Source organism: Phytomonospora endophytica (genome assembly GCF_014202425.1).
Lineage (GTDB): Bacteria > Actinomycetota > Actinomycetes > Mycobacteriales > Micromonosporaceae > Phytomonospora > Phytomonospora endophytica.
Genome location: NZ_JACHGT010000003.1, coordinates 584602 through 607488 on the forward strand (window position 1 = coordinate 584602; position 22887 = coordinate 607488).

Here is a 22887-nt window from a genome sequence, read left to right on the forward strand (position 1 = left end):
CCGGGCCTAGCCTCTGTGGGGTGGACCTGACCAGGCTCGTCCCGATCCTCACCAACGTCCTCACCGCGGCCGCCCGCCCGTTCGTCCAGCGGGCGTGGTTCGCGCTGATCCGCAAGGGTCACGTGCGCGGTCCGGACGCCTTCGGGCGGCTCCAGCACATCCGGGGGCCGCACACGGGGGACTTCTCGGCGCTGTCGCTGGTCTTCGACCTGCCGCCGACGGTGACCTACGCACGGCTGCTGGAGGTCGTCGGGCTCCCCCGCTTCCAGGCCTTCGCCAAGCAGCTCATCGCGCTGCGCATCACCGGGCCCGGTGGGGCCGGTGCCGAACGCCTGCGCGAGGCCCTCTTCGCGCTGTTCACCGGGCACCTGTTCGGCGACGACACCGGTGAACGCCGCCGCGCCCTCGACGCGTCGTTCCGGCCCGCCTTCGACGCACTGTGGCAAAGCCTCGACACCGCCTGCGAGCGGGTCGCCGCACAGCTGACGGAATACCCCGTGCAGCCCGGCGAGTCCTTCAACTGGGCCCAGGCGACGCTCTCGCTGGCCACCGTCGAGTCGATCGAGCGCTACCTCGCCGTCCTGGCCGACACCGGCGACGAGGGCGAGGACGAACGCTGGCTGACCAAGTACCGCGGCGAGTTCGAGCGGGCGTACGGGCGGATCCCCCTCCCCGACCTGGGAACCCGTCGCGAGGTGCCGCACACCGAGTTGTACGTCGAGCCGGAGGTGTCACCACCGGCGTCGGCGCGCGTCGACGTCCGGGTGCGCCCACCGGGCCGCACGGCGGGCCGGGAGGCGCCGGAGCCGACGGGCGTCGACCGCATCGTCGAGGAACTGGACCGGACCGTGATCGTGGGCAACCCCGGCGCGGGGAAGTCGACGCTGAGCCGGATCGTCGGGATCGGCTGGTCGCGCGAGCGCGGCCCGGTGTTCCTGCTGCCCGTGCGGGAGCTGAACCTCGATCCCTCCGGTTTCGACGTGGTGCGCGAGATCGAGCGGCGGCTGGCCCGCGGCTTCCAGCTCCGCCCGCCGCGCGGGCTGGTCGAGCGGACGCTGCTGGAGGGCGGCGCGCTCGTCGTCTTCGACGGGGTCGACGAGGTGACCTCCCTGGCCCGCCGCAAGTCGGTGTCACGGACGATCGAGGCCGTCGGCCACGCCTTTCCGCTCAGCGCGATCCTGGTCACCGCCCGCAGCATCGGCTACCCGGCGATCCGGCTCGACGCCGACCTGTTCCGGGAACTGGAGATCGAACCCTTCGACGTCCACCGGGTCGAGGAGTACGCGCGCCGCTGGTTCCGCCTGGCCGCCGGGCTCGACGGGAAGGCCCTCCAAGACTCCACGGCTCATTTCATGGAGACCAGCGGTTCGATCCACGACCTGCGCAGCAATCCGCTCATGCTGTCGTTCATCTGCGTGCTCTACCGGGGCCACGCCGACATCCCCCGGCGGCGCACGCAGATCTACCGCAAGTGCGTCGAACTGCTGCTGCGCGACTGGGACCTCTCCCGGGGGATCGTCGACGGGACCTGGGAGGTCGACACCTACGAGATCGCGCTGATCGAGATCGCCGCGCTCATGCTGCACACGCCCGAGTACCAGGGTGGGATGACCGAGCGGCAACTGCGGACGGTCGCCGCCCGCAACCTGCTCTCCGAGGTCGTCGCCGACCGCCGGGAGGCCGAACGGCTCGCCGGGGAGGTCATCGAACTGTGCCGGGGACGAGGCTGGCTGTTCACCGACATCGGCCTCAACGACGACGCCGAGGAGATCTTCGCCTTCACCCACCGCAGCCTGATGGAGTACTTCGCCGCGCGGCACCACGTGCGGCACGCCGCCTCCGTCGACCGGCTCGCCCGGGAACTCGTACCGCACATCGTCTCGCAGAAGAACCCGGTCCTGGCGCAGATGTGCGTGAGCATCGTCAGCCAGAACAGCGCCGCCGGGTCCTCGCAGATGATCCTGGAGCTGCTCGCCGAGGCCGAGCGGGCCGAACAGCCGCAGGCGGGTGTACTACGGGAGTTCTGCATCCTGACCGCCGACACCGTCCCGCTGAACCGGGAGGCGCTGCGGGGTGTCCTGTCGGGCTTCCTGGAGCGGATGCCGACCTCGTCGGCGCACGGCGGGCTGCGGTTGCTGCTCGGGCCGCATTTCCGGCACGCCGGGGCCGTCCCGGGTGTGCTCGCCGCGGTCACGGCCGAACGTCTGGCGCGTGACCCCGGGCAGGTGCGGCAGCTGTGCCAGGCGCATCCGTGGTTGTGGGAGTTCTGCCTGGAGCAGCGATCGCTGCCGCTGCGCGAGTTGCCCGTCGACTTCCTGGAGACCCTCTTCGACCGCCTCTTCGGCAGCGAGCTGCACGCCTACACCCGGCGCCCGCCGTACTCCTCGGCGATGGCGCTGCTGGCCTCGGCCTTCACCGGGACGGACCCCGCCTCGCGCACCGGCGCGTTGCGCGACCTCGCCTACGTCCACCGCTCGGTGCGCCATCCGCATCGCCTGCACCAGCTCACCACGCTGCCCCGCATGCCCGGCGACCCGGATTTCGTGCCCGCCGTGCTCGCGCTCGGCGACCGGGCCCTCGCCCGCGCGGCCGGGCACCGCCGGGAGGTGCTCGGCGCCGTGCTCTACCTCGTGCTCGCGCTTGGCGAGCTGGTGGTGGAGTCCGACCGGCGTCTGGACGACTTCCCCGACGGGATCGCGCTGCGGCTGTGCAAGGCTCGCCGGAAGTCGTACTCGCTCGACTGGTCGCCGCCGGGCGTGGAGCTGCTCTCCCGCGAGGACGCGTCCTTCCTGCACGACTGGATCGGGCACGACGTCACGATCTTCGTCCGGGACGCCGACTACGGCGTCTCCTGAGCACGCGGCCGTCGGAGGACGGTGACGGTGCCGGGGCGCGTGAACGCCCCGGCACCGGCCGCGGTGGGCTAGCTTTCGCGACGTCCGTCGTCGACGTCGATCTCCTCGTGCCGGACCTCGCCGGTGACTTCCTGATCGGTCGTCCGCACGTCCTTCTCCAGACGGACCTTCTCGACCGGTACGGCCTCGGTCTCCACGACGGGCCGTTCGGCGTAGGTCGTCGCCTCGATCGTCTCGTCGGTGAACTCGTGCTCGCCGCCGGCGGTGCCCTCGACCGGGACGCGCTCGACCCGGACCTCCTCGTGACGTACCGGGACGGTCTTGGTGACGTTCTCGGTCACGACGTACTTGCGGAGTCGCACGCGGCCGCTCTCGACGCGTTCGGTGCCGACGTGCAGCTGCTCCTCGTACCGGGTGACCTCGGGCGAGTCGGTGTCGGCGGCGCCGCCCGCGACCGAGCCGGCCATGCCGGCCATCGCCGCGTCCTGAGCCTCGGTGCCGGGTACCTCGGCGCGACCCTGCGCGGTGTTCTGTCCGGCCATCGGCTGTCCGGTGTCCTGCATGTCGGCGCGGTCGTAGCCGCGACGGCCGCCGCCGTAGGGCAGGTTGTAGTACGCGTACAGCTCGCCGAGCTGTTCGTTGCTGAGATGGACGTCGTCGCCGTCGCCGGACGGTTCGAGGCGTGGCGCGTCGCGGACCTTGTCCTTGTCGACGCTGAGCCGGACGCGACCGTCGTCGCTGAGGTCGCCGTCGTGAACCGGGACGAAACTCTCACTCATCCCGAAGAAGCCGGTGTGCACGCTGGCCACGACCGGGTCCCCGGTGGCGTCGTCGACGAAGACCTGCTTCACCCCGCCGATCTTCTCGCCGGCCGAGTCGTACACGGTCGCGTCGTGGAGTTGGGCGAGTTGCGCTTGGCCGATCATTGGTATCCCCCCGAAAGATCCGCTCGCGTAGGCCTGTCATCAACCCGACTACCCATGGTGATCACGCCATAAACACAAAGTGTTCAGTGGTTTCCTGGTGATCGGTTTCCGGTGCGGCGAAAGCCCGTGCCCGCCGTGGCGCGCCTGGGGCAGGATGACGGCATGCCGGCCACCCAGGTCTCCCAGCTGTTCGCCGAACTCGACCCGCTCCCCTACCCCGGACGCATGCGGCTCCTGGCCGCCAGGGCGCGGGAACTCGCGGCCGCCGGAACCCTCCCGGCTCTGCTGGGTGAGTTGTGGTCCGGAGACGCCGACCACCGCCACCTCGCGGTGACCATGGGAGCCGTCTCCCGCGATGAGGCGTCCGTTCTCACCGGGTTGCGCGACGAGGACCCGCGGATCATGGCCCGGACTCTGCGCGTGATCCACGCGCGGCCGGTCGACCCGGGCCTGCTGGCCGAGGTGATCACCGACGCTCCCGCCGAACTGCGGGCACGCGTGTATCGACTCGCCCGCCACGCCGCCCCGGTCGCCGAGGCCCTCATCGGGCCCGTCCGCACCCGCTTCGGCGACCGCGAGGCGGCGAAACTGCTCGCGGGCTGCGCGACCGGCACCGTCGCCAGGCTGCTCCCCGAGCTGGGCGCCTCGGTCGCCTCCTGGACGGTGCTCGCGCGACGGCATCCCGGCCCGGTCCTCGACGAGACCCGGCGCCTGCTCGGCGCCCTGCCCGACACCCTGCGCTCCCGGTGGTGGTCGCGGCACGGCCCAGGCGTCCTGACCGCCGCCGGCGCCTTCCCCGAACGCGTCGCCGAGTTGCTGGAGACCCACCCTGGGCTGCCGTCGGTCTCAGGCCTGAACATCGCCCTCGGCCGGATCGCGGCCGCCGACCCCGCACGCGCCGTCCGGCTCCTCACCGACACCGAGCAGACCGCCGCCCGGCGCCAATGGCGCGAATCGGGCGTCCTGCGCCGTATCGCCAAGGCCGACACACCGGTGCTGGCCGCGTTCATCGGCTCCTTCACCGGCGACGACGGCCTCGCCGAACTCCTCGACGCGCTCCCACCGGCACGCCGCGGCGAACTCTTCGACGCCGTCACCGCCGAACGCGAGGAGAGTCCCGAGCCCCTGGCGACACCGGTCCTGGCCGCGCTTCCGCACGAACGCCGCGTCGCCGAGGCCCGCCGATGCCTCGCGCTGCCCGTCGTGGCCGGTGATGAGGACGCGGTACTGCGGTACACGGCGTTCCTGCCTTTCGCCGAAGCGCACCCGGTGCTGCTCACCGCGACCCGCCGCCACGAGTCCGCCGACCGCGCGGAGGCCTACCGCCTGCTCATCGCATGCGCGGTCCGCTCGTCCGGCCCGGGCGCGCTCGCCGTGGCCCTCAACTCGCTCGACCGCCTTCGCAACGAGCAGGACCCGGTCCGGGCACCGGTGCTCGCGGCCCTCGCGTCCGTGCCGCCCGCGCGGTTCCACCCGGCCGACGCCGCCGTACTGGGGACACTCGTCCGCGACGCCGTCGAAGCCCGCGACTCATCGTGGGCGACACGTGCGGCGCTCGGTGATCTCGCCGCCCGGATCCTGGGCGCGCACAGCGGCGACGGGCCACTCCTCGCCTGGGCGACCGGCACCTTCGACCTGCTGTTCGGTTCCGGGACGCCCGAGCTCGGGCGGCTCGACCGGGTACTGCGGAAAGGGCAGGAGCGGGACTTCTCGCGCGCGGTGCTCCCGTGGGTCGAGGCCGGGGTGCGGCGCTCCCGCTTCGAGCCGCTGTTCGCGGTGGCGAGCGCGCTGGGCCGGCGCGCCCGTGGCCTCGGCGAACTCCAGCGGCTGCTGCGCGAGGCCTGCGACCCGGGCAACGTCGTCCCGGTCATCACACGCGGCGTCCACCTCTGGCTGGACGACCCGAAGACCCGTGCGGCCCGCGTCGAGGAGATCGTCCGCGGCGACACCTCCACGGTCACGTTGCCGATCGTGTGGAGCGTCCTGTGCGGCAGTCGCACCGATCTGATCGACCTCGTCCTCGACAAGGCACCCTCGGGCCGCCACATCGCCGAAGGCGCCCGCTGGGTGCCCGACTGGGCCTGGCACCTCGGCCGCTGGCTCCCACGGCAACGCGCGGTATACGCGAAGCTGCTGGCCGCGGTCGCCGCCGACGCCGGCACCCCGCAGCACCGGCGGGCCGCCGCCGTCCAGGCCGCCGCGCGAATCCCCGGGCACGGGTGGACGCCCGTGACCAAGTACGTCGACTCCCCGAACGTCGCCCTCGCCGAGGCCGCGCTCGGCGCGCTCGCCTGGACCGACCGGCCCGCCGACGCCCTGGAGCTCCTTCTCGCGCACGTCGACGGGGACCGTGCCCACGTCGCCGTCCACGCCGCCGGGCGCGCGGCCCGCTTCACTCCACCGTCGCGTCTCGCCCCGCTGCTGGGCGGCGTCCTCACCGAGGGCCGCAAGGTCACCGCGCGCAAGGGGGCCGCGCGGTTGCTGTCGGGTCTGTCTGTGCCCGGTGCGATGGACGCGCTGGCGGGAGTCTGGCGGCCGGAGCCGCACCGCGACCTCAAGGTCGCGATCGTGTCGGCCGTCCGGGGGCATCTCGACGATCCCCGTGCCTGGCAGATCCTCGACGACGCCGTCGGCGACGACGAACAGGCCGTCGCGCTCGCGGTCGTCGGTGCCGATCCGCTCGGTACGGCGCCACGACACCGCGGTCGCTACGGCGGGCTCGTGGCCGCCGCCTGCGATCATCCGCGGGTGACGGTCGCGGCGGCGGCCTGGAGCGGTTATCCGCTGTGGGCGTCGTGGGCGCCCGACGCGGGCGCGCGGATCGCCGCCGCCGTCGCCGATCTCGACGAACGTGCGCACTGGCGGACCGCCGCGCAGGCCCTGGCCGAACTGGTCGTGGTCGTCCCGGACACCGACGCGGTGGCCGTCGCGGTGGCGGCGCTCCTGGCGGCCGGAAACGTCGAGGCCCCTGATCGGGACCGACCGGCCGCGCAGCGGCTCGGCGAGCTCGTGCGGATCGTGATGTACCGCCTGCGCTGGGCGCCGCGGGAGTCGGTGCGACCGGCTCTCGTCGGCGCGGGCGGGCTCCTCGCCGCCGCCCCGGATCACCTGGATGCGGCGGCGCGGCTGCTGATCGCGTCGGTGGATCTCGCCTCGGCCGACGCCGACGCGATCGCCGGTGCGCTCGGGCCGGTCGCCGACCTGTTCGCGGGCCGTCCGATCGCGGCCTTCCGCGCGCGGGAGGACCTTCTCGGGGCGATCAGCACACGGCGGCCGGACTCACCGCGTGCCCTGTGGTCGGCCGCCGAGACCCTGGCCGGACGCGGGGACGTCGCCGGGGGGTTCTTCGCGCTCGCGCTGGTCGAGGGCGGCGCCGGTTTCGGTGCGGGGTGGTCCTCGGCCGACCCGCCGTGGCGTGGGCTGCTGTCGCGCCTGCGGCGGCATGCCGAGCCCGAGGTCCGGGCCGCCGCGCTGGACGTCTTCACGTTGACCGAATAGGCCGCCGTCCCGTCGCGGGGTCCGGCGGCCGTGCGGGGTCGTCACGCCGTGCGCGTCTTCCCCCGCGACGGACTCGCCGCCAGGAGCGCGACGGTGCCGGCGACGTAGACCACGACGAGGGTGGTCACGCCGATGGTGAAGCCGGTCATCCCGCCGCCGCCGACGGTCCAGGCCAGGGCGGTCACCGCGGGCCCGACGGTCGAGGCGAGGGTCCGGACGGTGGCGAAGGCTCCCCCGGCCGAACCGATCGCGTCGGCGGGCGTGGCGGCCATGAGGGCGGTGTTGATGGGGCCGTTGAACAGGGCGGAGCCGATGCCGATGAGGACCAGTCGCCAGATCAGGCCGAAGAGTCCGGAGTCGGCGTCGATGGTGAGCATCGTGGCCAGCGTCGCCACGGAGACGACCGCGCCGGCCACGGCGACCTTGTAGGCGCCGAAGGTGTCGGCGAGTTTGCCCGCGATCGGCGCGACCGGGGCCATGGCGCCCGACAGGAACAGCAGGGCGACGCCGGTCATGGCCGGGCTGAGCCTCATCTCGTCGACGACGAAGTAGGGCAGCAGGAAGGAGATCAGCCCGATCGAGAAGGACATCAGGAACAGGCCGAGCAACGCCATCCCGATCGTGCGGCGGCGGACCACGGCGACGAGCGGCGCCGAACTGCGCAGCCGCAGCCACCCGGCGGCCAGGACGACGGCTACGGCGCCGAGGACGGCGGACAGGACGGGCTGCTCGCTGATCCGGTCGAAGGCGAGCAGGATCGCGGCGACCGCACCGCCCATGACGACGGCGTCGCGGATCAGGACGCGGTCGGGCACGGGCAGGCCCTTGCCGTTGCCGGGGATCGCGCGCCATCCCAGCCACAGGGCGGCGGCCACGACGGGCAGCTTCAGCAGGAACAGCCCGCGCCAGCCGAAGGCGCCGACGGCGAGTCCCCCCAGGGGCGCGCCGACCATGGAGCCGATGGTCATGACGGTGATGATGTAGCCGATGGCGCGCCCGCGCCGGTCGGGTGAGACGGCCGCGGCCACGATCGGCATGTAGACCGACAGGACCAGCGATCCGGCGAGCCCCTGGACGAAGCGCGCGGCGATCAGGAACCAGAAGGTGGGGGCCACGGCGACCAGGACGCTGGCGGCACCGACTCCGAACATCGACAGCAGGAAGACCTTGCGGATGTCGGCGCGGTCGGCCCAGCGGCCCGCCGGGATCGCCGCGGCCGACATGGGCAGGGCGTAGCCGAGCAGGACCCAGGCGGTGGCGGCGGGACCGACGCTCAGGTCGGTGCCGATGCTCGGCAGGGCGACGGCGGCGAGCATGAGGTCGGAGGTCACCACGACCATGGCCAGGGCGAGGGCGAACACGGGCGCCCAGCGCGGTGGGGCGGCCGTCTCGGTGGTGGGGGTGTGCGGCTGAGTCATGCCCGAACGCTATGGATCAACGACCCGGGGAGGCATCTGTCGGGTGACTGGTCACGCCTACCGGGACCTCGGTCACCGGTGACGTGCGGGCGACCGGTCACCGACCCCAGTCACGCGACAGATGGCGGCCGGTCGCGGCGTCCATAGCGTTGGCCCGGCACCGAGACCGGTGCTCACAGCGTCGAGACAGGAGCCCTTCCATGAACGACAACCTCAAACTCGCCGTCATCATCGGCAGCACCCGCGAGGGCCGCTTCGGGCCCGTGCCGGCCGAGTGGGTCGCCGGGGAGGCCCGCGCGTTCGGTGGTTTCGACGTCGACGTGGTCGACCTGCTGGAGCTGGAACTGCCGCACCGCATCACCGGCGACAGCGACGACCACCCGACGGTGAAGAGCCTGTCGGCCCGCCTGCACGACGCCGACGCGTTCATCGTCGTCACGCCGGAGTACAACCACAGCTACCCCGCCTCCCTCAAGGCCGCGATCGACCACTACCAGAGCGAATGGCACACCAAGCCGGTCGGTTTCGTCTCCTACGGCGGCATGGTCGGCGGACAGCGCGCCGTGGAGCACCTGCGGCAGATCTTCCCCGAGGTGCACGCGCTGACCGTGCGCGACACGATCGGCCTGGTCAACTACTGGTCGCTGCTCGACGCCGAGGGCCGCTTCGCCGATCCGGAGGCCCTCGCCGGTGCCGCCAAGGGCATGCTCGGCCAGCTCGCCTGGTGGGGCCGGGCCCTGCGCGCCGCCCGCCTCGAAACCGCCTACGCCGCCTGAGCCTCCGGGAAGGAGCCCACACCATGCACGCCGTTCGCCAGTACGAGGTCGGTCCCGCCGAGACGCTGCGCTTCGAGGAGGTGCCCGATCCGGTCGCCGGTCCCGGGCAGTTGCTCATCAGGGTGAAGGCCGCCGGGGTCCACCTGCTCGACGCCGCCATCCGCGGCGGCACCGCCGGGGGCCACCCCTTCGCCGACCCGGAACTGCCGATGACGCCCGGCCGCGAGGTGGCCGGAGTCGTCGAGGCCGTCGGCGACGGCGTCGACACCGCCTGGATCGGGCGGCGGGTCGTCACGCACCTCGGCATCGCCAGCGGTGGTTACGCCGAACTCGCCGTCCGCGAGGCCGAGGCCGTGCATGCGATCCCCGACGGGCTCGGCGACGCCGCCGCCGTCGCGCTCGTCGGCACCGGGCGGACCACCGTCGGGATCCTCGACGTGGCGGCCCTCGGCGGCGACGACGTCGTCCTCGTCACCGCCGCCGCCGGTGGCATCGGGTCGCTGCTGGTGCAAGCCGCCGCCGGGCTCGGCGCGGTCGTCGTGGCCGCCGCGAGCGGCGACAAACTCGCACACGTCAAGTCCGTGGCGCCGCAGGCGATCACCGTCGACTACACGCGGCCCGACTGGCCCGAACTGGTCCGCGAGGCCCTCGGCGGCCGAGCGATCACCGTCGCCTTCGACAGCGTCGGCGGCGCGGCCGGGCGCGAGACCCTGGACCTGCTGGGCGCCGGCGGCCGTTTCATCATGTACGGCTGGTCGGCGGGGGAGGCCACGAAACTGACCGCCGACGACCTCTACGCCAAGTCCCTGCAGGTGACCGTCGCCCTCGGCCCGCGCATGGTCGCCCGCCCCGGCGGCATCCGCAGCCTGGAGACCCAGGCCCTCGCCGAAGGGGCCGCCGGACGACTCATCGCGCTGACCGAGGAGTTCCCCCTCGCGGAGGCCGCAGCGGCGCACACCGCCCTGGAAGGTCGGTCGACTGTCGGGAAGGTCGTACTGGTCCCGTAGCCGTGGTGTGGACCGCCGGCGGGGGCCGGCGGTCCGGTGGCGGGGTGGTGGCCTCCATCACCCCCCACACGTTCAGGCGGGCCCCCGCCGGCACCGATCGCCATGAACGGGGTGAACCGGACGGGCGTTCACGTTCCCGCCGAGGTCACTCCGCATAGAATCGCGCCCATGCTGTTCGGCCGCCCCTCCGAGATCGCCCGACTCGACCGGCTGGTCGACGCGGCCAGGGACGGTCACAGCGCCGCGCTCGTCCTTCGCGGCGAGGCCGGGATCGGCAAGTCCGCGCTCCTCGACCACTGCGCCGCCCATGCCGATGGGTTCACGCTCCTGCGCAGCTCCGGAGCCGAGTTCGAGTCGGAGCTTCCCTACGCCGGGCTGCATCTCCTGCTGCGCGAGCACGTCGGGCGCATCGGGTCGCTCCCCGAGCCGCAGGCCGCGGCCCTCCGCGCCGCCCTCGGCCTGGCCGCCGACGGCGACCGCGAGTGGTTCCTCGTCGGCCTCGCCGTCCTCAGCCTCCTCACCGAACTCGCCGAGGACGCGCCCGTGCTGTGCCTCGTCGACGACGTGCACTGGCTCGACCACGAGACGACCGCGGTCCTGCGTTTCGTCGCCCGGCGGCTCCAGGCCGAGGGCGTCGTGATGATCCTGACGGCCCGCGACTCCCACGCGCCGGCGTTCGCCGCCGACGGCATCGACGAGCTCACCGTGTCCCCGCTCGACGACGACGCCTCCGGTGAGGTGCTCGCCGCGCACGCCGCCGACCTGCCCGGGTACGTCCGCGACCTGATCCGCGCCGAATCCAGCGGCAACCCCCTCGCCCTGCGCGAGCTGGCCGCCGCCCAGCGCGAAGGGCACCTCGGCGCCGAGACCGCCGGCATCGCCCGCCTGCCCACCCACGGCCGCATCCAGCGCAGCTTCGGCGACCGCATCGCCGCTCTCCCCCAAGGCGCCCGCAACCTGCTGCTCATCGCCGCCGCCGACGACACCCGCAGCACCACGACCGTCCTGGCCGCCGCCGAGCGGCTCGGCGCGACCCTCGACGACCTCGACCTCGTCGAGAGCCGTGATCTGCTCCGCCCGGCCGGTGAGCAGCTGCTCTTCCGGCACCCGCTGATCCGCGCCGCCGCCTACCAGGGGGCGGCCACCCGGGAGCGTGCCGCCGCGCACGAGGCGCTCGCCACGGTCCTCGACGCCCAGGTCGACGGATACCGGCGCGCGTGGCACCTCGCGGCGGCGACCACCGGCACCGACGAGACCGTCGCCGCCCTCCTCGAAGCCGAGACCGACGCCCTCCTCACCCGCGGCGGATATGCCGCCGTGACCAGCGGCTACGCGCGTGCGGCGGCGCTGAGTCCGCTACCGGCCGAACGCGGCCGCCGCTTCCTCGCCGCGGCCCGCACGGCCCTCGACGCCGGGCAGCTCGACCGCGCCGACGCCCTCGCCGACCAGGCCGCCCGCAACCTCGCCGACGAGATCGCGCTCGCGCATGTGGCGCGCGTGCGGGGCTCGGCGGCGAACTGGCGCGGCAGCCCCGCCGCCGCCCACCGCATCTGGTCCGACGCCGCCCTCCGCGTCGCCCCCCACTCGCAGGACAACGCCAGCTACCTGCTCTTCAACGCCGCCGAACTGGCCTGGCTCACCGGCGACTTCCCCGCCGCCGCCGAAGACGCCGAACGCGCCGCCGCACTCGGTCTGCGCAACGCCGACCGCGTCGCCGCGATCGCCACCACGGCCGCCGGCATCAACGGCCGCGCCGGAAAGACCCCCGCCGACGGGCTCGACGCGCTGCGCCGCATGCTCGGCGTCGTCCACACCGGGAAGGGCCCGACCGCACTCGCCGACGGGACCACCGTCGTGGTGTGGCACCTCATGCTCGGCGACCACGTCACCGGACTGGAGCGAGCCGAGGACCTCGTGGCGCGCTGCCGGGCCAGAGGCGCGCTCGGCGTGCTGCCCCGAGCGCTGGGGCTGCTCGCCCGCGCCCGCCTGTACAGCGGCGCCCACGGCCAGGCTCTCGACGCGGCGACCGAGGGAGTGGGGCTGGCCAAGGACATCGGCTCCAGCGCCCTCCTGTTCGGCGTGCCCGCGAGCGTCCTGGCCTACCTCGCCGCCATCGAAGGCGACGAGGAGCGCTGCACGCGGCTGATGGCCGAGATCCTGGCGATGTCGGGCGACCGCGCCGGCTCGATCGGCGAAGGCCCACTCGCGCTCCTCGACCTCGGACTGGGCCGCTTCGAGGCCGCGCACGAACGCCTGTCGACGACCCTGGCGCGGCCCCACCGGCTGGACCTCATCCCCTACGTCCCCGACCTCGTCGAATCGGCGACCCGCCTGAACGGCCCACCGCAGCTCGGTGACGCCTTCGAGCTCTTCGAGAGCTGGGCGACCGCCACCGGCATGCCCTGGGCGAGGGCCGTCGTCACCCGCTGCCGGGCCCTCCTCGACGACGCGAACGCCGAGGAGCACTTCACCGAGGCACTCGCCACCCACGCCCTGCCGGGCGACCGCCCGTTCGAGGCCGCCCGCACCACCCTGCTCTACGGCGAATGGCTGCGGCGGCGGCGACGCGTCAACGACGCCAAGCCTCACCTCCGGCAGGCCGCCGAGGCCTTCGCGCGGTTCCGCGCGACCGTCTGGGCCGACCGCGCCCGCCTCGAACTGCGCGCCGCCGGGGACAGCGTCACCGCCCAGGCCCCCGGACCCGACGACCCCTTCGCCGGGCTCACCCCGCAGGAGTCGCAGGTCGTGCGGCTGGCGGCCGACGGACTCACCAACCGCGAGATCGGCGCACAGCTGTTCCTGAGCCCCCGGACCGTCGGGTACCACCTGTACAAGGCCTACCCGAAACTCGGGGTCGCCTCGCGCGCCGAACTGGGCCGGCTGCCGCGGTCCGGCGGCGGCTGACCGCCACCGGACCGGGCGAGGACTACTTCGGCGGTTCGCAGGTGCCGATCACGCCGCCGCTGTACTGCTCGTCGGTGCACTGGTTGCGGCACCACATCTCCAGGATCCCGTCGGGACGGCACCGCGGCGCGCAGAACACGCAGTGGGCCGCCGCCGAGGCACGCGGAACGAGACGGTCGAGCAGTCGTGCGGGAATCGAGCGGAGCTTCATGGCTTCTCCCTTGACCGTGCGCGGTGTAGGAGGGGACGGCCCGGACGCTACCCCCGGAACGTACAGACGAGCGCATATCCGGACCGGGTCCCCGATCGGCGGCTTCCGGTGCCACCGCGCCGAACTGTTGACATCGACGATTTGTCCTGACTAGGGTCGGGCCTCCAAGACGACCGGCTCGTTCGGTGATCCCAAGCCCACCGGCGGCCGTCGACGCCGCCTCAGTGAAGAGGGTGACCCGCGATGCGCCGACCGAGCTCGTTACCGACATGGGGGCCGGTGCGACGCGCCGGCCGCGTCCTGGCCCTCGCGGGACTGACCGCGGCGGCGGCCGCCGGATGCCTCGGCGGCGGCGCCGAGGAGGCGTCCACCGACCCGAATCGCAACGCCGACGCCAAGGAGTACACGCTCACCGTCACCTCCAACGCGATCGCGGGCGGCAAGAACGCCGAAGGCGCCGACTTCCTCGCGAACTACGTGATCCCGAAGTTCGTGGAGCAGCAGAAGGAGCAGGGCGTCACCGCCCACATAAACTTCGAGCCCAACGGGGTCGACGACGCCGAGTACAAGAGCAAGATCGGCCTCGACCTGGAGGCCGGCAAGGGCGCCGACATCATCGACATCGACGGGATCTGGGTCGGCGAGTTCGCCGCCTCGAACTTCATCAAGCCGCTCGAAGAGGTCGCCGGTGCCGACGCGGCCAACGGCTGGGACGGCTGGACGCAGATCCAGACCTCGGTGCAGCAGAACGCCTCCTACGGCGGTAAGCGCTACGGGATCCCCTCGGGCACCGACGGCCGCGTCATCTACTTCAACAAGGACGTCTTCGCCGCCGCCGGGCTGCCCGCCGAGTGGCAGCCGTCGAGCTGGGCGGAGATCATCACCGCGGCCGAGGCGATAGCCGAGAAGACCGACGCGACGCCGATCCAGCTCAACGCCGGTACCGCGATGGGCGAGGCGACGACGATGCAGGGTGTCCTGCCGCTGCTGGCCGGCACCGGTAAGGAGATCTTCGCCGACGGGAAGTGGCAGGGCGACTCCCCGGCCGTCCGGCAGGTCCTCGACCTGTACCACCAGGTCTACTCGGGCGACCTCGGCGACGCCACGCTCCAGCAGGAGGCGAAGGGGCGCGACAAGTCCTTCGAGGGCTTCTCGAAGGGGCGGATCGGGATGCTCCTGGAGAGCGACTACTTCTGGCGGGACGTGATCAAGCCCGGTTCGGCGGTGGCGCCGATGCCCGACCGTGATGAGAAGGTCGGCTGGGCCAAGATCCCGGCGATGACGCCGGGCGCGGGCATCGGCGGGCAGGACTTCGTGTCGATGTCGGGCGGGGCCGCGCAGGTCCTCAACCCGAACACGGAGTACCCGCAGCAGGCCTGGGAGCTGATGAGGTTCATGGCCTCGGCCGACACCGTCAAGGAACTGGTGAAGGACACTCCGCGCATCACCCAGCGCGACGACGTCAACGCCGAGGTCCTCGCCGCGGACCCGATGCTCAGTTTCATCGCGACCGAGGTCGTGCCGCTGACCCGGTTCCGGCCGGGCGAGCTGTCCTACCTGCAGGTCTCGACGGCGCTCCAGGAGGCGACCTACGCGATCGTGGACGGCGCCTCGGTCGAGGAGGCCGCCGCGGCCTATCAGAAGACGCTGGAGAGCATCGTCGGTGCCGAACACATCGCGACACAGTGACCCCTCCGGCGTGAACGACGGCCCGGCGGCCGGGGCCGCCGCCGGGACGAGCCACCACGGCGCGGTCGCCGTCGATCCGCCGCTCGCCGCCGCCGCGGCGACCGACGTGGTCGGGCTCGGCCGGGCGCGGGCCTTCGCGTTCGTCGCGCCCGCGCTGCTGCTCATCGGCGTCTTCCTGCTGTTCCCCGCGCTGTGGACGCTCTACATCGGAGCCACCGACTACGAGCGGACCGGCCCGAAGCACGTCAGCCCGTCCTTCGTGGGCGTCGGCAACTACACCGATGTGCTGGCCGACCCGTCGTTCTACAACTCGCTGTGGCTGTCGCTGCTGTTCGTCGGCTTCTCGGCGGTGATCGGCCAGAACGGACTCGGCTTCGCCCTCGCCTGGTCGCTGCGCAACGTCGCCGGGTGGGTGCGGCGGACCGTCGAGACGCTGGTGTTGTTCGCGTGGATCCTGCCCGGCTCTGTCGTGGCCTTCCTGTGGATCGCGATGCTCGACCGGGACGGCGGGACGGTCAACGCGCTGCTCGGCACGCCCGGTCTGGCGTGGTTCGTGGACTATCCGATGGCGAGCCTGATCATCTTCAACATCTGGCGTGGCACGGCCTTCTCGCTGATGCTCTACGGCGCGGCGTTGTCCTCGGTGCCGCCCTCGCAGCTGGAGACGGCGAGGCTGGCCGGGGCCTCCGGTCTCCAGACCCTGCGCGACGTGGTGTTCCCGCACATCCGGGGGCACGCGCTGACCAACACCCTGCTGATCACGCTGTGGACCTTCAACGACTTCACGCCCTTCCTGCTCACCGCCGGGGGCCCGGGCGACGACTCCGAGATCGTGTCGGTCTACGTGTACAACACCGCCATCCGCGACGGCCGCCTCGGCTACAGCGGCGCGATCTCGCTGCTGATCCTCGTCGCCAACGTCGTGCTGGCCCTGCTGTACCTGCGGATGCTGCGCAAACGGAGCGTGTCATGACGATCTCGGACGACGACGCCCGCCGCGCGGCCTGGCGCATGGCCGCCCGGATCGGGTTCTACGCGCTGACCTGCCTGATCGCGGTGTTCTTCGCGCTTCCCCTGCTGTGGCTGGTGACCGCGCCTTTCGACGCGAGTCCGACCTACGCCGTGGACGTGCCGGAGGCGACGCTGGACAACTTCGCCGAGATCAACGCCAACCCCTACGCCTGGGGGTCGATGTTCAACTCGATCGTGCTGTCGATCGGGACGGCGCTGTTCGTGGTCGTGGGCGCCGCCCTGGCGGCCTACGCCCTGTCGCGGGTGCGCATGCCGGGCCGGGACGCCCTGCTCTACGTGCTGCTGCTGCTGTCGAGCGTGGTCACCGGTACCGCCGCGATGGTCCCGCTGTTCCTGCTGGTCTCCGAGATCGGCGACAGCGTCCATCCGGCGCTGGGCATCGACTCCAGCTTCGCGGTGATGCTGGTGATGGCCGGTGGCCTGCTGCCGGCCGGGATCTTCATGCTCAAGGACTTCGTCGACACCGTCCCGCGTTCCTATGAGGAATCGGCGCGGGTCTTCGGCGCCTCGCCGCTGCGGATCCTCAAGGACATCGTGGCACCGCTGATCGCGCCCGGCCTCGCGACGATCGCGGTGTGGACCGTGGTCAACGTGTGGGGCAACTTCCTGGTCCCGTTCATTCTGCTGCGCGATCCGGGCAAGCAGCCGGCGGCGGTGCTGATGCGGACGCTCTACACCGAATCCGGGCAGCCGAACCTGGCGCTGCTGTCGACCTTCTCGCTGCTGTACTCCCTGCCGGTGATCGCGATGTACCTCTACGTTTCCCGCAAGTACGGCTTCCGCTTCCACGGAGGGATCAAGAGCTGATGGCCGGAATCTCGGCGAGGAAACTCGACAAGGTCTACCCCGGCGGTGTGCACGCCGTCGACCGGCTCGACCTCGACATCGACGACGGCGAGTTCTTCGCGCTGCTCGGCCCCTCGGGTTGCGGGAAGACGACGCTGCTGCGGACCATCGCCGGGCTGGAGCAGGCCACCGGCGGGTCGGTCCTGATCGGTGGGCGGGACGTCACGAACGTGACCCCCGCCCGGCGCGACGTCGCGATGGTCTTCCAGGACTACGCGCTCTTCCCGCACATGACCGTCATCGACAACATCTCCTATCCGCTGCGCATCAAACGCCAGGCGCGCGTTGCCCGGCACGCGCGGGCCACCGAGATCGGCGTCCAGCTCGGCCTCGCCGACCTGATGGACCGGCGTCCGGCGGCGCTGTCCGGGGGACAGCAGCAGCGGGTGGCGCTCGCCCGCGCGGTCGCCTGCCACCCGTCGCTGTTCCTGTTCGACGAGCCGCTGTCCAACCTGGACGCCAGGCTGCGGCTGGAGGCCCGTACCTTCCTCAAGCGCCTCCAGCGTGAACTCGGTGTGACCACGGTCTTCGTCACCCACGACCAGGCCGAGGCCCTGGCACTCGCCGACCGGATCGCGGTCATGGAGGCCGGTCGCATTCGCCAGCTCGGGACTCCCCGGGAGGTGTTCGGGCGTCCCGCCAACACCTTCGTCGCCAACTTCATCGGTTCGACGCCGATGAACCTCCTCGACGGTGTCGTGCGCGGGTCCACCGTGGACGTCGCCGGGGGTTCGCTGCCGGTCCCCGCCGGGGCCGAGGGGCTGGTGACCGACGGGGAGAAGGTCATCGTCGGGGTCAGGCCGGAGTACGTGCGGCTGAGCCGTTCCGGCGAGGGTCTGGCGGGCGAGGTCTCGATCCTGGAGCACCTGGGCACGACGACGCTGGTGACCGTCGACTGCGGGGACGAACTGGTCGGCGCGACCGTCCCCGAGGAGGACGAACCCGAGCCCGGCGCCGCCGTGCGGCTGGCACCGGTCCCGGGTCGTCTGCTGCTCTACCGCGCCGAGGACGGTGAACTCATCGGCGCGTGAGGTGGCCCGGCGCCCCCGTCCGGGCGCCGGGCCACCGGTCTCACTCCACCGGGACGGACGGCAGCGCGAGCGCGAGGCCGGTCAGCTGCTCGTCGGTGAGCACGGGCTCGCTCTGCTCGTTCCACACGCGCTCGCGGATGAGCACCGCCGAACCGTCGGGGCGGTACACGGCCAGGTAGGTGATCGTACGGATCGTGTTCCCGTCGATGATCTCCGTCGGCCGCACGCTGAGGATCTGCTCGCCGTCGGGGCCGTCGGCGTCGACGCACTCGAACGTGGTCTCGACCTGCTTGGGCTCTGGAAACTGGACGGTCTCGGTGTACGGGTCACAGCCCGGGACGAGATAGCGCGCGTCCGGGAGAAGGTAGTTGGGGTTCTTCGACTGCGTCCCCGCGCCCCGGAGGAACGAGCCGGCGGGGTAGACCCTCATCGTGATGACGCGTTCCTCGCTCTCGGCCTGCCCCCCGTAGACCGGGCGTTCGGCGAGGACGACCGACTCGTCGCCTCCCCACCCGCCGAAGGCGCCCGACTGGTCCTGGTCGGGGGTGAGGACCTCGTTGTAGCGCTGCACCTCGTCCATGAAGGAGGGCCGCGTCTGGATACCGAGGTCCGCGATCGCCGCGGTCCAGGCCGCGGTCAGCTCTTCGGTCAGAGGGGTCGTGATGTAGGCGTTCACCTCCTCCTCCTCGTCGAAGCGCGATTCGTCGGCACCCCAGATGTACTCGACGTCCGGGTCCAGCGCGACGGGGTATTCGCCGGGGTCCTGCTGTCGCGAACCGAAGGAGCCGGTGTCGGGGTCGATGCCCCCGCCGAAGGCCACGGGCAGCAGGACGGCGACGGCCGCGACGGCGGCGACTCCCCCGGCGGCATAGCCGCCGAGCCTTGCCCGCGCCCTCCGTCGCCCGCGCCGGAGGACCTCCGCGGGCAGGAATGAGACCTCGGGGGTGCTGCGGTCGAGCTCCTCGTCGAGCGCTCGGTTGAGTTCCTCGGTGGTCATGACGGCACTCCTTCGAAGAGTTCGAGGGCTTCGGCGGACAGCAGTTCCCGGAGTCCGGCAAGGCCGCGCATGGTCAGGTTGCGGGCGGCGCCGTTGGAGCAGCCGAGCACGCGGGCGACCTGCTCGCCGGGCAGGTCCTCCCAGTAGCGCAGGACCACGGCGGCCCGCTGCCGCTTGGGCAGTCGCAGCAGCGCGTCGATGAGGACGACGCGCTCCTCGGGCAGCCCGGCGGGGCGCTGGGGATTCTCGGGCAGTTCGTCGCGGGTCTGCTCGCGCCGGAAACGGAACAGGCGGCGCTCGTCGATCAGCGCGTTGACGATGATCTTGCGGACGTAGGCGTCCACCGAGGATCGGGTGGACCGCGCCCAGGCGCCGTAGAGCCGGATCAGCGCCGTCTGCACGACGTCCTCGGCCTGGTGCCAGTCGGCGCAGCACAGGTAGGCGAAACGGCACAGTCGTTTCGACTGGGCTGCGACGTATTCCTCGAAGTCGCTCTCCTGTTCCGGTGTCATCTCGCTCCTGGGCGTCGACGGGTTCGGGTCGACCGGTCTACGGGTTGATCTTGACCGTTCGTCACACGCGAAAAGGGCCGCCCTCCCGGGGCGGCCCTTTTGTCGAACTGGTGCGTCCTAGTGGACCATCACCGGCGCGCGCTCCTCACCGGCTTCGCCGGTGGGGGCCGGCGCCTTCTTCTTCGGGAGGAAGAACGCGGCGACCATGGTCGCGACGATCAGCACGAAGGCCAGCACGAAGGTCGCACCGAAGCCCTCGGCGGCCTCGGCCAGGCCCTGCTCCTTCGCGCCCGGCGGGAGCTGGGCGGCGACGGCGGGGTCGTGCTGGGCCGCGATGGCCGGCCCGGCCAGCATCGAGCTCGTGATCTGGTTGGTCAGCACGACCGACATGATCGCCGAACCGATGGAGCTGGCGATCTGCTGCACGATGTTGAGCAGCGTGGAGCCGCGCGCGATCATGTGGTCGGTCAGCGTCTGCATCGCCGCGGTCATCGTCGGCATCATCGTGGCACCCATACCGAGGCCCATGACGAACAGCGCACCGAGCAGGACCGGGTACGGCGTCGTCGACTCGATCTGCGTGAGCACGCCCATGCCACCGAGGATCAGCACCATGCCGGCGAGGACGATCTTTCCGGGACCGATCTTGTCGACCAGGCGGCCGGCGATCGGCATCGTGATCATGGCGCCGAGACCCTGCGGCGCGACCAGCAGGCCGGCGTGGAGGGTCGACTCACCGCGGACCTGCAGGAAGTAGGTCGGGATCAGCAGCATGGCACCGAAGAAGGCGATGCCGAACAGGAACATGGTGACCGTGGCGACGGTGAGCTGCTTGTTCTTGAACAGGCGCAGGTCGACCAGCGGGTGGCGCGGCCGGAACGCGTGCCAGATGAAGGCAATGATCAGCACCAGGCCGATCGCGGCGGGAATGAGCACGCGGGCCGCGGCGACCGTCCCCTCCTCGGGGATCGACGAGACACCGAACAGGAACAGGGCCAGACCGGGCGACATCAGCAGCATGCCCACGAAGTCGAAGGACTCCGACGGGTGCGGCTCGTCCTTGGGCAGCACGATCGCGGCGAAGATGAGGGCCACGATGCCGAGCGGAACGTTGATCAGGAAGATCCAGTGCCAGCTGACCTCTTCGATCAGCCAGCCGCCCAGGATCGGGCCACCGATCGGGCCGAGCAGCATCGGAACACCGAGCACGGCCATCACACGGCCGACGCGCGCCGGACCGGCCGCGCGGGTCATGATCGTCATGCCCAGCGGCATCAGCATGCCGCCGCCGAGACCCTGCACGACCCGGAAGCCGATCAGCGAGTTGATGTCCCAGGCGAAACTGCACAACACCGACCCGCCCAGGAACAACACCAGGGCGAGCATGTACAGGCGCTTTGTCCCGAAACGGTCCGCCGCCCATCCGGTGATCGGAATGACGGTGGCCAGGGCCAGGGTGTAGCCGGTCATCGTCCACGCCGCCGTGGCGAGGCTCGTGTTGAACTCTGTGGTGAACGTCGGGAGGGCGACACTGACCACGGTGATGTCCAGGATGGACATCACCAGGCCGAGCACGACCACCCCGGCGATCTTGAGCACGCCGCCGTCGAGTTTCTCGGAGGCTGCTGGACCGTTCGGAACGGTGGACATCAATGAATCCTTAAGTGATGGGTCAGGCAGGCCCAAGTCTTCCCAGCGAGGGCCCGATCGCCACATCGAATAAGCCGTGTCGCTGGTCACAGACGGGCCGCGCGAGGCCCCCGAAGCGGTAGAGCGGGGTGACAAGTGGCGCGCACCGGAACGTGTCGCACACGACAGTGCGCTTGCGAGCGAGCGGGACGAGGGCCTATCGCTCACTCCGGCCACTCCGCCAGGCGAAGAACCCGAGTACGAGCACCCCGAACAAGAAGAAGGAGTTGTGCGCGAACTGGGCCGTCCGGCTCACCTCGCCGATCGGGTCGGCGAAGTACCCGGTCGTCGCCGAAGCGGCCAGCGCACCGGTCGCCAGGGCGGCGATGTGCCCGCGGGTCCACCGCCGCGACCGCGCGAACCGCGCCACGGCGACCGCAGCGACACCGAGCAGGACGGCCGAGCCCGCCACGCCCGCCCATGTCGGCGGCATGAACTGATATCCCAGGCCGAGCACGAAGGCGCCGAGCCCCAGCGGCAGCGCGCGCGGCGTGAAGGCCTCGCGCGGCTCGCGGGCGCGCCGCCCGAAGGCGAACGCGGCGACGACCAGCAGCAGGACCACCGCGCTCGCCCCGATGAGCTCGGGGGCGGTGGCGTGGTCGTCTTCACCGCTGAGATGCCAGCGCAGGACCACGGCGGCCGCGAGGAGGTAGAGGACCACGGCCACGATGAGGCCAGGCGCCCTCAGCCAGGGCCGCCGGTCACGCGCGAAGGACTCCACGACCGCGATGGGCGCGCCGAAGCTCCAGATGACGTGCCCGGCGACGAAGGAGAGGGTCGTGGCGGCGCTGAGGCCCAGGGGCGCCAGGTAGGTCGGGCCGGTCATCTCCGACCAGTAGTCGATGTCGCGGTAGGACTGGCTGAAGACGCTCTGGTCGATGAGGGCGGCCTGCGCGACACCGGCGGCCGCGGCCAGGGCCAGGATCCCCGGCCAGTTCAGGTCACAGCGGCGGGCGACCTCGCGGATGAGCAGCGCCGGGGCGCCGTAGAGCGGAATGAAGATGAACAGCCCGCCGAGCAGCGCCAGGGGGTCGCCGGTGCTGTCGTCGTAGCCGACGAGGTACTCGGCGCACAGCGGCGACAGGATCATCAGCCCGAGGGCGAGGGACCAGCGGATACGGCGTGGGACGGTCCGGTCGGGCCCGGTCATGCCTTGAGCCTCCCGCCCAGGAGGATGATCACGCCGCCGACGACGGCGAGCATGAGGTTGGCGTAGACCTCGTAGCCCGTCGCGAAGGGGAGGTGCGGGATCACCCAGCGGTCGAAGGCGTTGAGGAACAGGCTCATGATCGGCTGGGTCCAGAGGCGGTCCACGGCGCCGCTGACGCCCATGAGAACCAGGATGAATCCGATGGTCTCTACTGTCTTTCGCATGTCTTCAGACGCTATGGATCGAGGGCCTTCGAGCGGATCGGCCGTCGGCAGGCGATGTCGCGACGGAGGTAGCCGCTCGCGCGCGGCCGCCGCGACTTAGGTATCGGGTCTCTCGACTTCGG

At 71.9% G+C, this 22887-nt stretch carries 17 protein-coding genes; 9 read left to right on the plus strand and 8 right to left on the minus strand.

All coding sequences use genetic code 11. From position 1 onward, the window contains the following. Positions 1-20 precede the first annotated feature (20 nt). Entirely contained in the window at positions 21-2855 is a 2835-nt protein-coding gene (locus tag HNR73_RS09010; protein ID WP_184786836.1) for an NACHT domain-containing protein, read from the plus strand. A gap of 68 nt (positions 2856-2923) precedes the next feature. On the opposite strand, the gene HNR73_RS09015 is transcribed toward HNR73_RS09010, so the two are convergent. Beyond that, a complete protein-coding gene (locus HNR73_RS09015) occupies positions 2924-3781 on the minus strand; it encodes a DUF2382 domain-containing protein (RefSeq protein ID WP_184786837.1) in 858 nt (285 codons plus the stop codon). A 162-nt stretch (positions 3782-3943) separates the two neighbouring features. Here HNR73_RS09015 and HNR73_RS09020 point away from each other — a divergent pair, with 162 nt between their 5' ends. Then, positions 3944-7279 (plus strand): hypothetical protein, encoded by a 3336-nt coding sequence (locus tag HNR73_RS09020; protein ID WP_184786838.1) that lies wholly within the window; start codon positions 3944-3946, stop codon positions 7277-7279. Positions 7280-7320: 41 nt separating this feature from the next. On the opposite strand, the gene HNR73_RS09025 is transcribed toward HNR73_RS09020, so the two are convergent. Continuing rightward, positions 7321-8697 carry an MFS transporter gene (locus tag HNR73_RS09025; RefSeq protein ID WP_184786839.1) on the minus strand — a complete coding sequence of 459 codons (1377 nt, stop codon included), beginning with the start codon at positions 8695-8697 and terminating at the stop codon, positions 7321-7323. A gap of 200 nt (positions 8698-8897) precedes the next feature. On the opposite strand from HNR73_RS09025, the gene HNR73_RS09030 reads away from it, so the two are divergent. From HNR73_RS09030 to HNR73_RS09040, 3 genes are all read left to right on the plus strand, one after another. Continuing rightward, complete coding sequence (locus HNR73_RS09030; RefSeq protein ID WP_184786840.1) at positions 8898-9473, plus strand: NADPH-dependent FMN reductase; 576 nt, start codon at positions 8898-8900, stop codon at positions 9471-9473. Between the two features lie 23 nt (positions 9474-9496). Continuing rightward, entirely contained in the window at positions 9497-10480 is a 984-nt protein-coding gene (locus HNR73_RS09035; RefSeq protein WP_184786841.1) for an alcohol dehydrogenase catalytic domain-containing protein, read from the plus strand. A 168-nt stretch (positions 10481-10648) separates the two neighbouring features. Then, a complete protein-coding gene (locus HNR73_RS09040) occupies positions 10649-13384 on the plus strand; it encodes a helix-turn-helix transcriptional regulator (RefSeq protein WP_184786842.1) in 2736 nt (911 codons plus the stop codon). A 22-nt stretch (positions 13385-13406) separates the two neighbouring features. Here the strand turns inward: HNR73_RS09040 and HNR73_RS09045 are convergent, their stop codons facing one another. Then, a complete protein-coding gene (locus HNR73_RS09045; RefSeq protein WP_184786843.1) occupies positions 13407-13595 on the minus strand; it encodes a hypothetical protein in 189 nt (62 codons plus the stop codon). Between the two features lie 279 nt (positions 13596-13874). Here HNR73_RS09045 and HNR73_RS09050 point away from each other — a divergent pair, with 279 nt between their 5' ends. Genes HNR73_RS09050 through HNR73_RS09065 form a run of 4 tightly spaced genes read left to right on the plus strand, consistent with a single transcriptional unit; the run spans position 13875 to position 18193 of the window. Then, a complete protein-coding gene (locus tag HNR73_RS09050) occupies positions 13875-15284 on the plus strand; it encodes an extracellular solute-binding protein (protein ID WP_203685785.1) in 1410 nt (469 codons plus the stop codon). A gap of 10 nt (positions 15285-15294) precedes the next feature. Then, positions 15295-16257, plus strand: a complete 963-nt coding sequence (locus tag HNR73_RS09055) for a carbohydrate ABC transporter permease (RefSeq protein WP_184786845.1) — start codon at positions 15295-15297, stop codon at positions 16255-16257. Beyond that, positions 16254-17123 carry a carbohydrate ABC transporter permease gene (locus HNR73_RS09060; RefSeq protein WP_203685783.1) on the plus strand — a complete coding sequence of 290 codons (870 nt, stop codon included), beginning with the start codon at positions 16254-16256 and terminating at the stop codon, positions 17121-17123. The genes HNR73_RS09055 and HNR73_RS09060 overlap by 4 nt, the downstream gene beginning before the upstream one ends. Beyond that, the gene (locus HNR73_RS09065; RefSeq protein WP_184786846.1) at positions 17123-18193 is read left to right on the plus strand and encodes an ABC transporter ATP-binding protein; all 1071 of its coding nucleotides are present in this window, start codon (positions 17123-17125) and stop codon (positions 18191-18193) included. The genes HNR73_RS09060 and HNR73_RS09065 overlap by 1 nt, the downstream gene beginning before the upstream one ends. A gap of 40 nt (positions 18194-18233) precedes the next feature. Here the strand turns inward: HNR73_RS09065 and HNR73_RS09070 are convergent, their stop codons facing one another. The 5 genes from HNR73_RS09070 to HNR73_RS09090 form a co-directional block, all read right to left on the minus strand. Further along, positions 18234-19190 carry a hypothetical protein gene (locus HNR73_RS09070; protein WP_184786847.1) on the minus strand — a complete coding sequence of 319 codons (957 nt, stop codon included), beginning with the start codon at positions 19188-19190 and terminating at the stop codon, positions 18234-18236. Further along, positions 19187-19702: a SigE family RNA polymerase sigma factor gene (locus HNR73_RS09075; protein ID WP_184786848.1), complete on the minus strand. Its 516-nt coding sequence runs from the start codon at positions 19700-19702 to the stop codon at positions 19187-19189. Before HNR73_RS09075 ends, HNR73_RS09070 begins: the two co-directional genes overlap by 4 nt. A 117-nt stretch (positions 19703-19819) precedes the next feature. Beyond that, complete coding sequence (locus HNR73_RS09080) at positions 19820-21352, minus strand: DHA2 family efflux MFS transporter permease subunit (protein WP_184786849.1); 1533 nt, start codon at positions 21350-21352, stop codon at positions 19820-19822. A 196-nt stretch (positions 21353-21548) separates the two neighbouring features. Beyond that, on the minus strand, positions 21549-22541 hold the full coding sequence (locus tag HNR73_RS09085) for an AF_0692 family protein (RefSeq protein WP_184786850.1): 993 nt from the start codon (positions 22539-22541) through the stop codon (positions 21549-21551). Next, the gene (locus tag HNR73_RS09090; protein ID WP_184786851.1) at positions 22538-22765 is read right to left on the minus strand and encodes a hypothetical protein; all 228 of its coding nucleotides are present in this window, start codon (positions 22763-22765) and stop codon (positions 22538-22540) included. Before HNR73_RS09090 ends, HNR73_RS09085 begins: the two co-directional genes overlap by 4 nt. Between the last annotated feature and the right edge of the window lie 122 nt (positions 22766-22887).

Bases quoted from the DNA above. Each gene is read 5' to 3' on its own strand.
- HNR73_RS09060 (WP_203685783.1), top strand. From the start codon at position 16,254: ATGACGATCTCGGACGACGACGCCCGCCGCGCGGCCTGGCGCATGGCC.
- HNR73_RS09035 (WP_184786841.1), top strand. From the start codon at position 9,497: ATGCACGCCGTTCGCCAGTACGAGGTCGGTCCCGCCGAGACGCTGCGC.
- HNR73_RS09080 (WP_184786849.1), bottom strand. From the start codon at position 21,352: ATGTCCACCGTTCCGAACGGTCCAGCAGCCTCCGAGAAACTCGACGGC.
- HNR73_RS09030 (WP_184786840.1), top strand. From the start codon at position 8,898: ATGAACGACAACCTCAAACTCGCCGTCATCATCGGCAGCACCCGCGAG.
- HNR73_RS09065 (WP_184786846.1), top strand. From the start codon at position 17,123: ATGGCCGGAATCTCGGCGAGGAAACTCGACAAGGTCTACCCCGGCGGT.
- HNR73_RS09045 (WP_184786843.1), bottom strand. From the start codon at position 13,595: ATGAAGCTCCGCTCGATTCCCGCACGACTGCTCGACCGTCTCGTTCCG.
- HNR73_RS09090 (WP_184786851.1), bottom strand. From the start codon at position 22,765: ATGCGAAAGACAGTAGAGACCATCGGATTCATCCTGGTTCTCATGGGC.
- HNR73_RS09020 (WP_184786838.1), top strand. From the start codon at position 3,944: ATGCCGGCCACCCAGGTCTCCCAGCTGTTCGCCGAACTCGACCCGCTC.
- HNR73_RS09085 (WP_184786850.1), bottom strand. From the start codon at position 22,541: ATGACCGGGCCCGACCGGACCGTCCCACGCCGTATCCGCTGGTCCCTC.
- HNR73_RS09015 (WP_184786837.1), bottom strand. From the start codon at position 3,781: ATGATCGGCCAAGCGCAACTCGCCCAACTCCACGACGCGACCGTGTAC.
- HNR73_RS09040 (WP_184786842.1), top strand. From the start codon at position 10,649: ATGCTGTTCGGCCGCCCCTCCGAGATCGCCCGACTCGACCGGCTGGTC.
- HNR73_RS09025 (WP_184786839.1), bottom strand. From the start codon at position 8,697: ATGACTCAGCCGCACACCCCCACCACCGAGACGGCCGCCCCACCGCGC.
- HNR73_RS09075 (WP_184786848.1), bottom strand. From the start codon at position 19,702: ATGACACCGGAACAGGAGAGCGACTTCGAGGAATACGTCGCAGCCCAG.
- HNR73_RS09070 (WP_184786847.1), bottom strand. From the start codon at position 19,190: ATGACCACCGAGGAACTCAACCGAGCGCTCGACGAGGAGCTCGACCGC.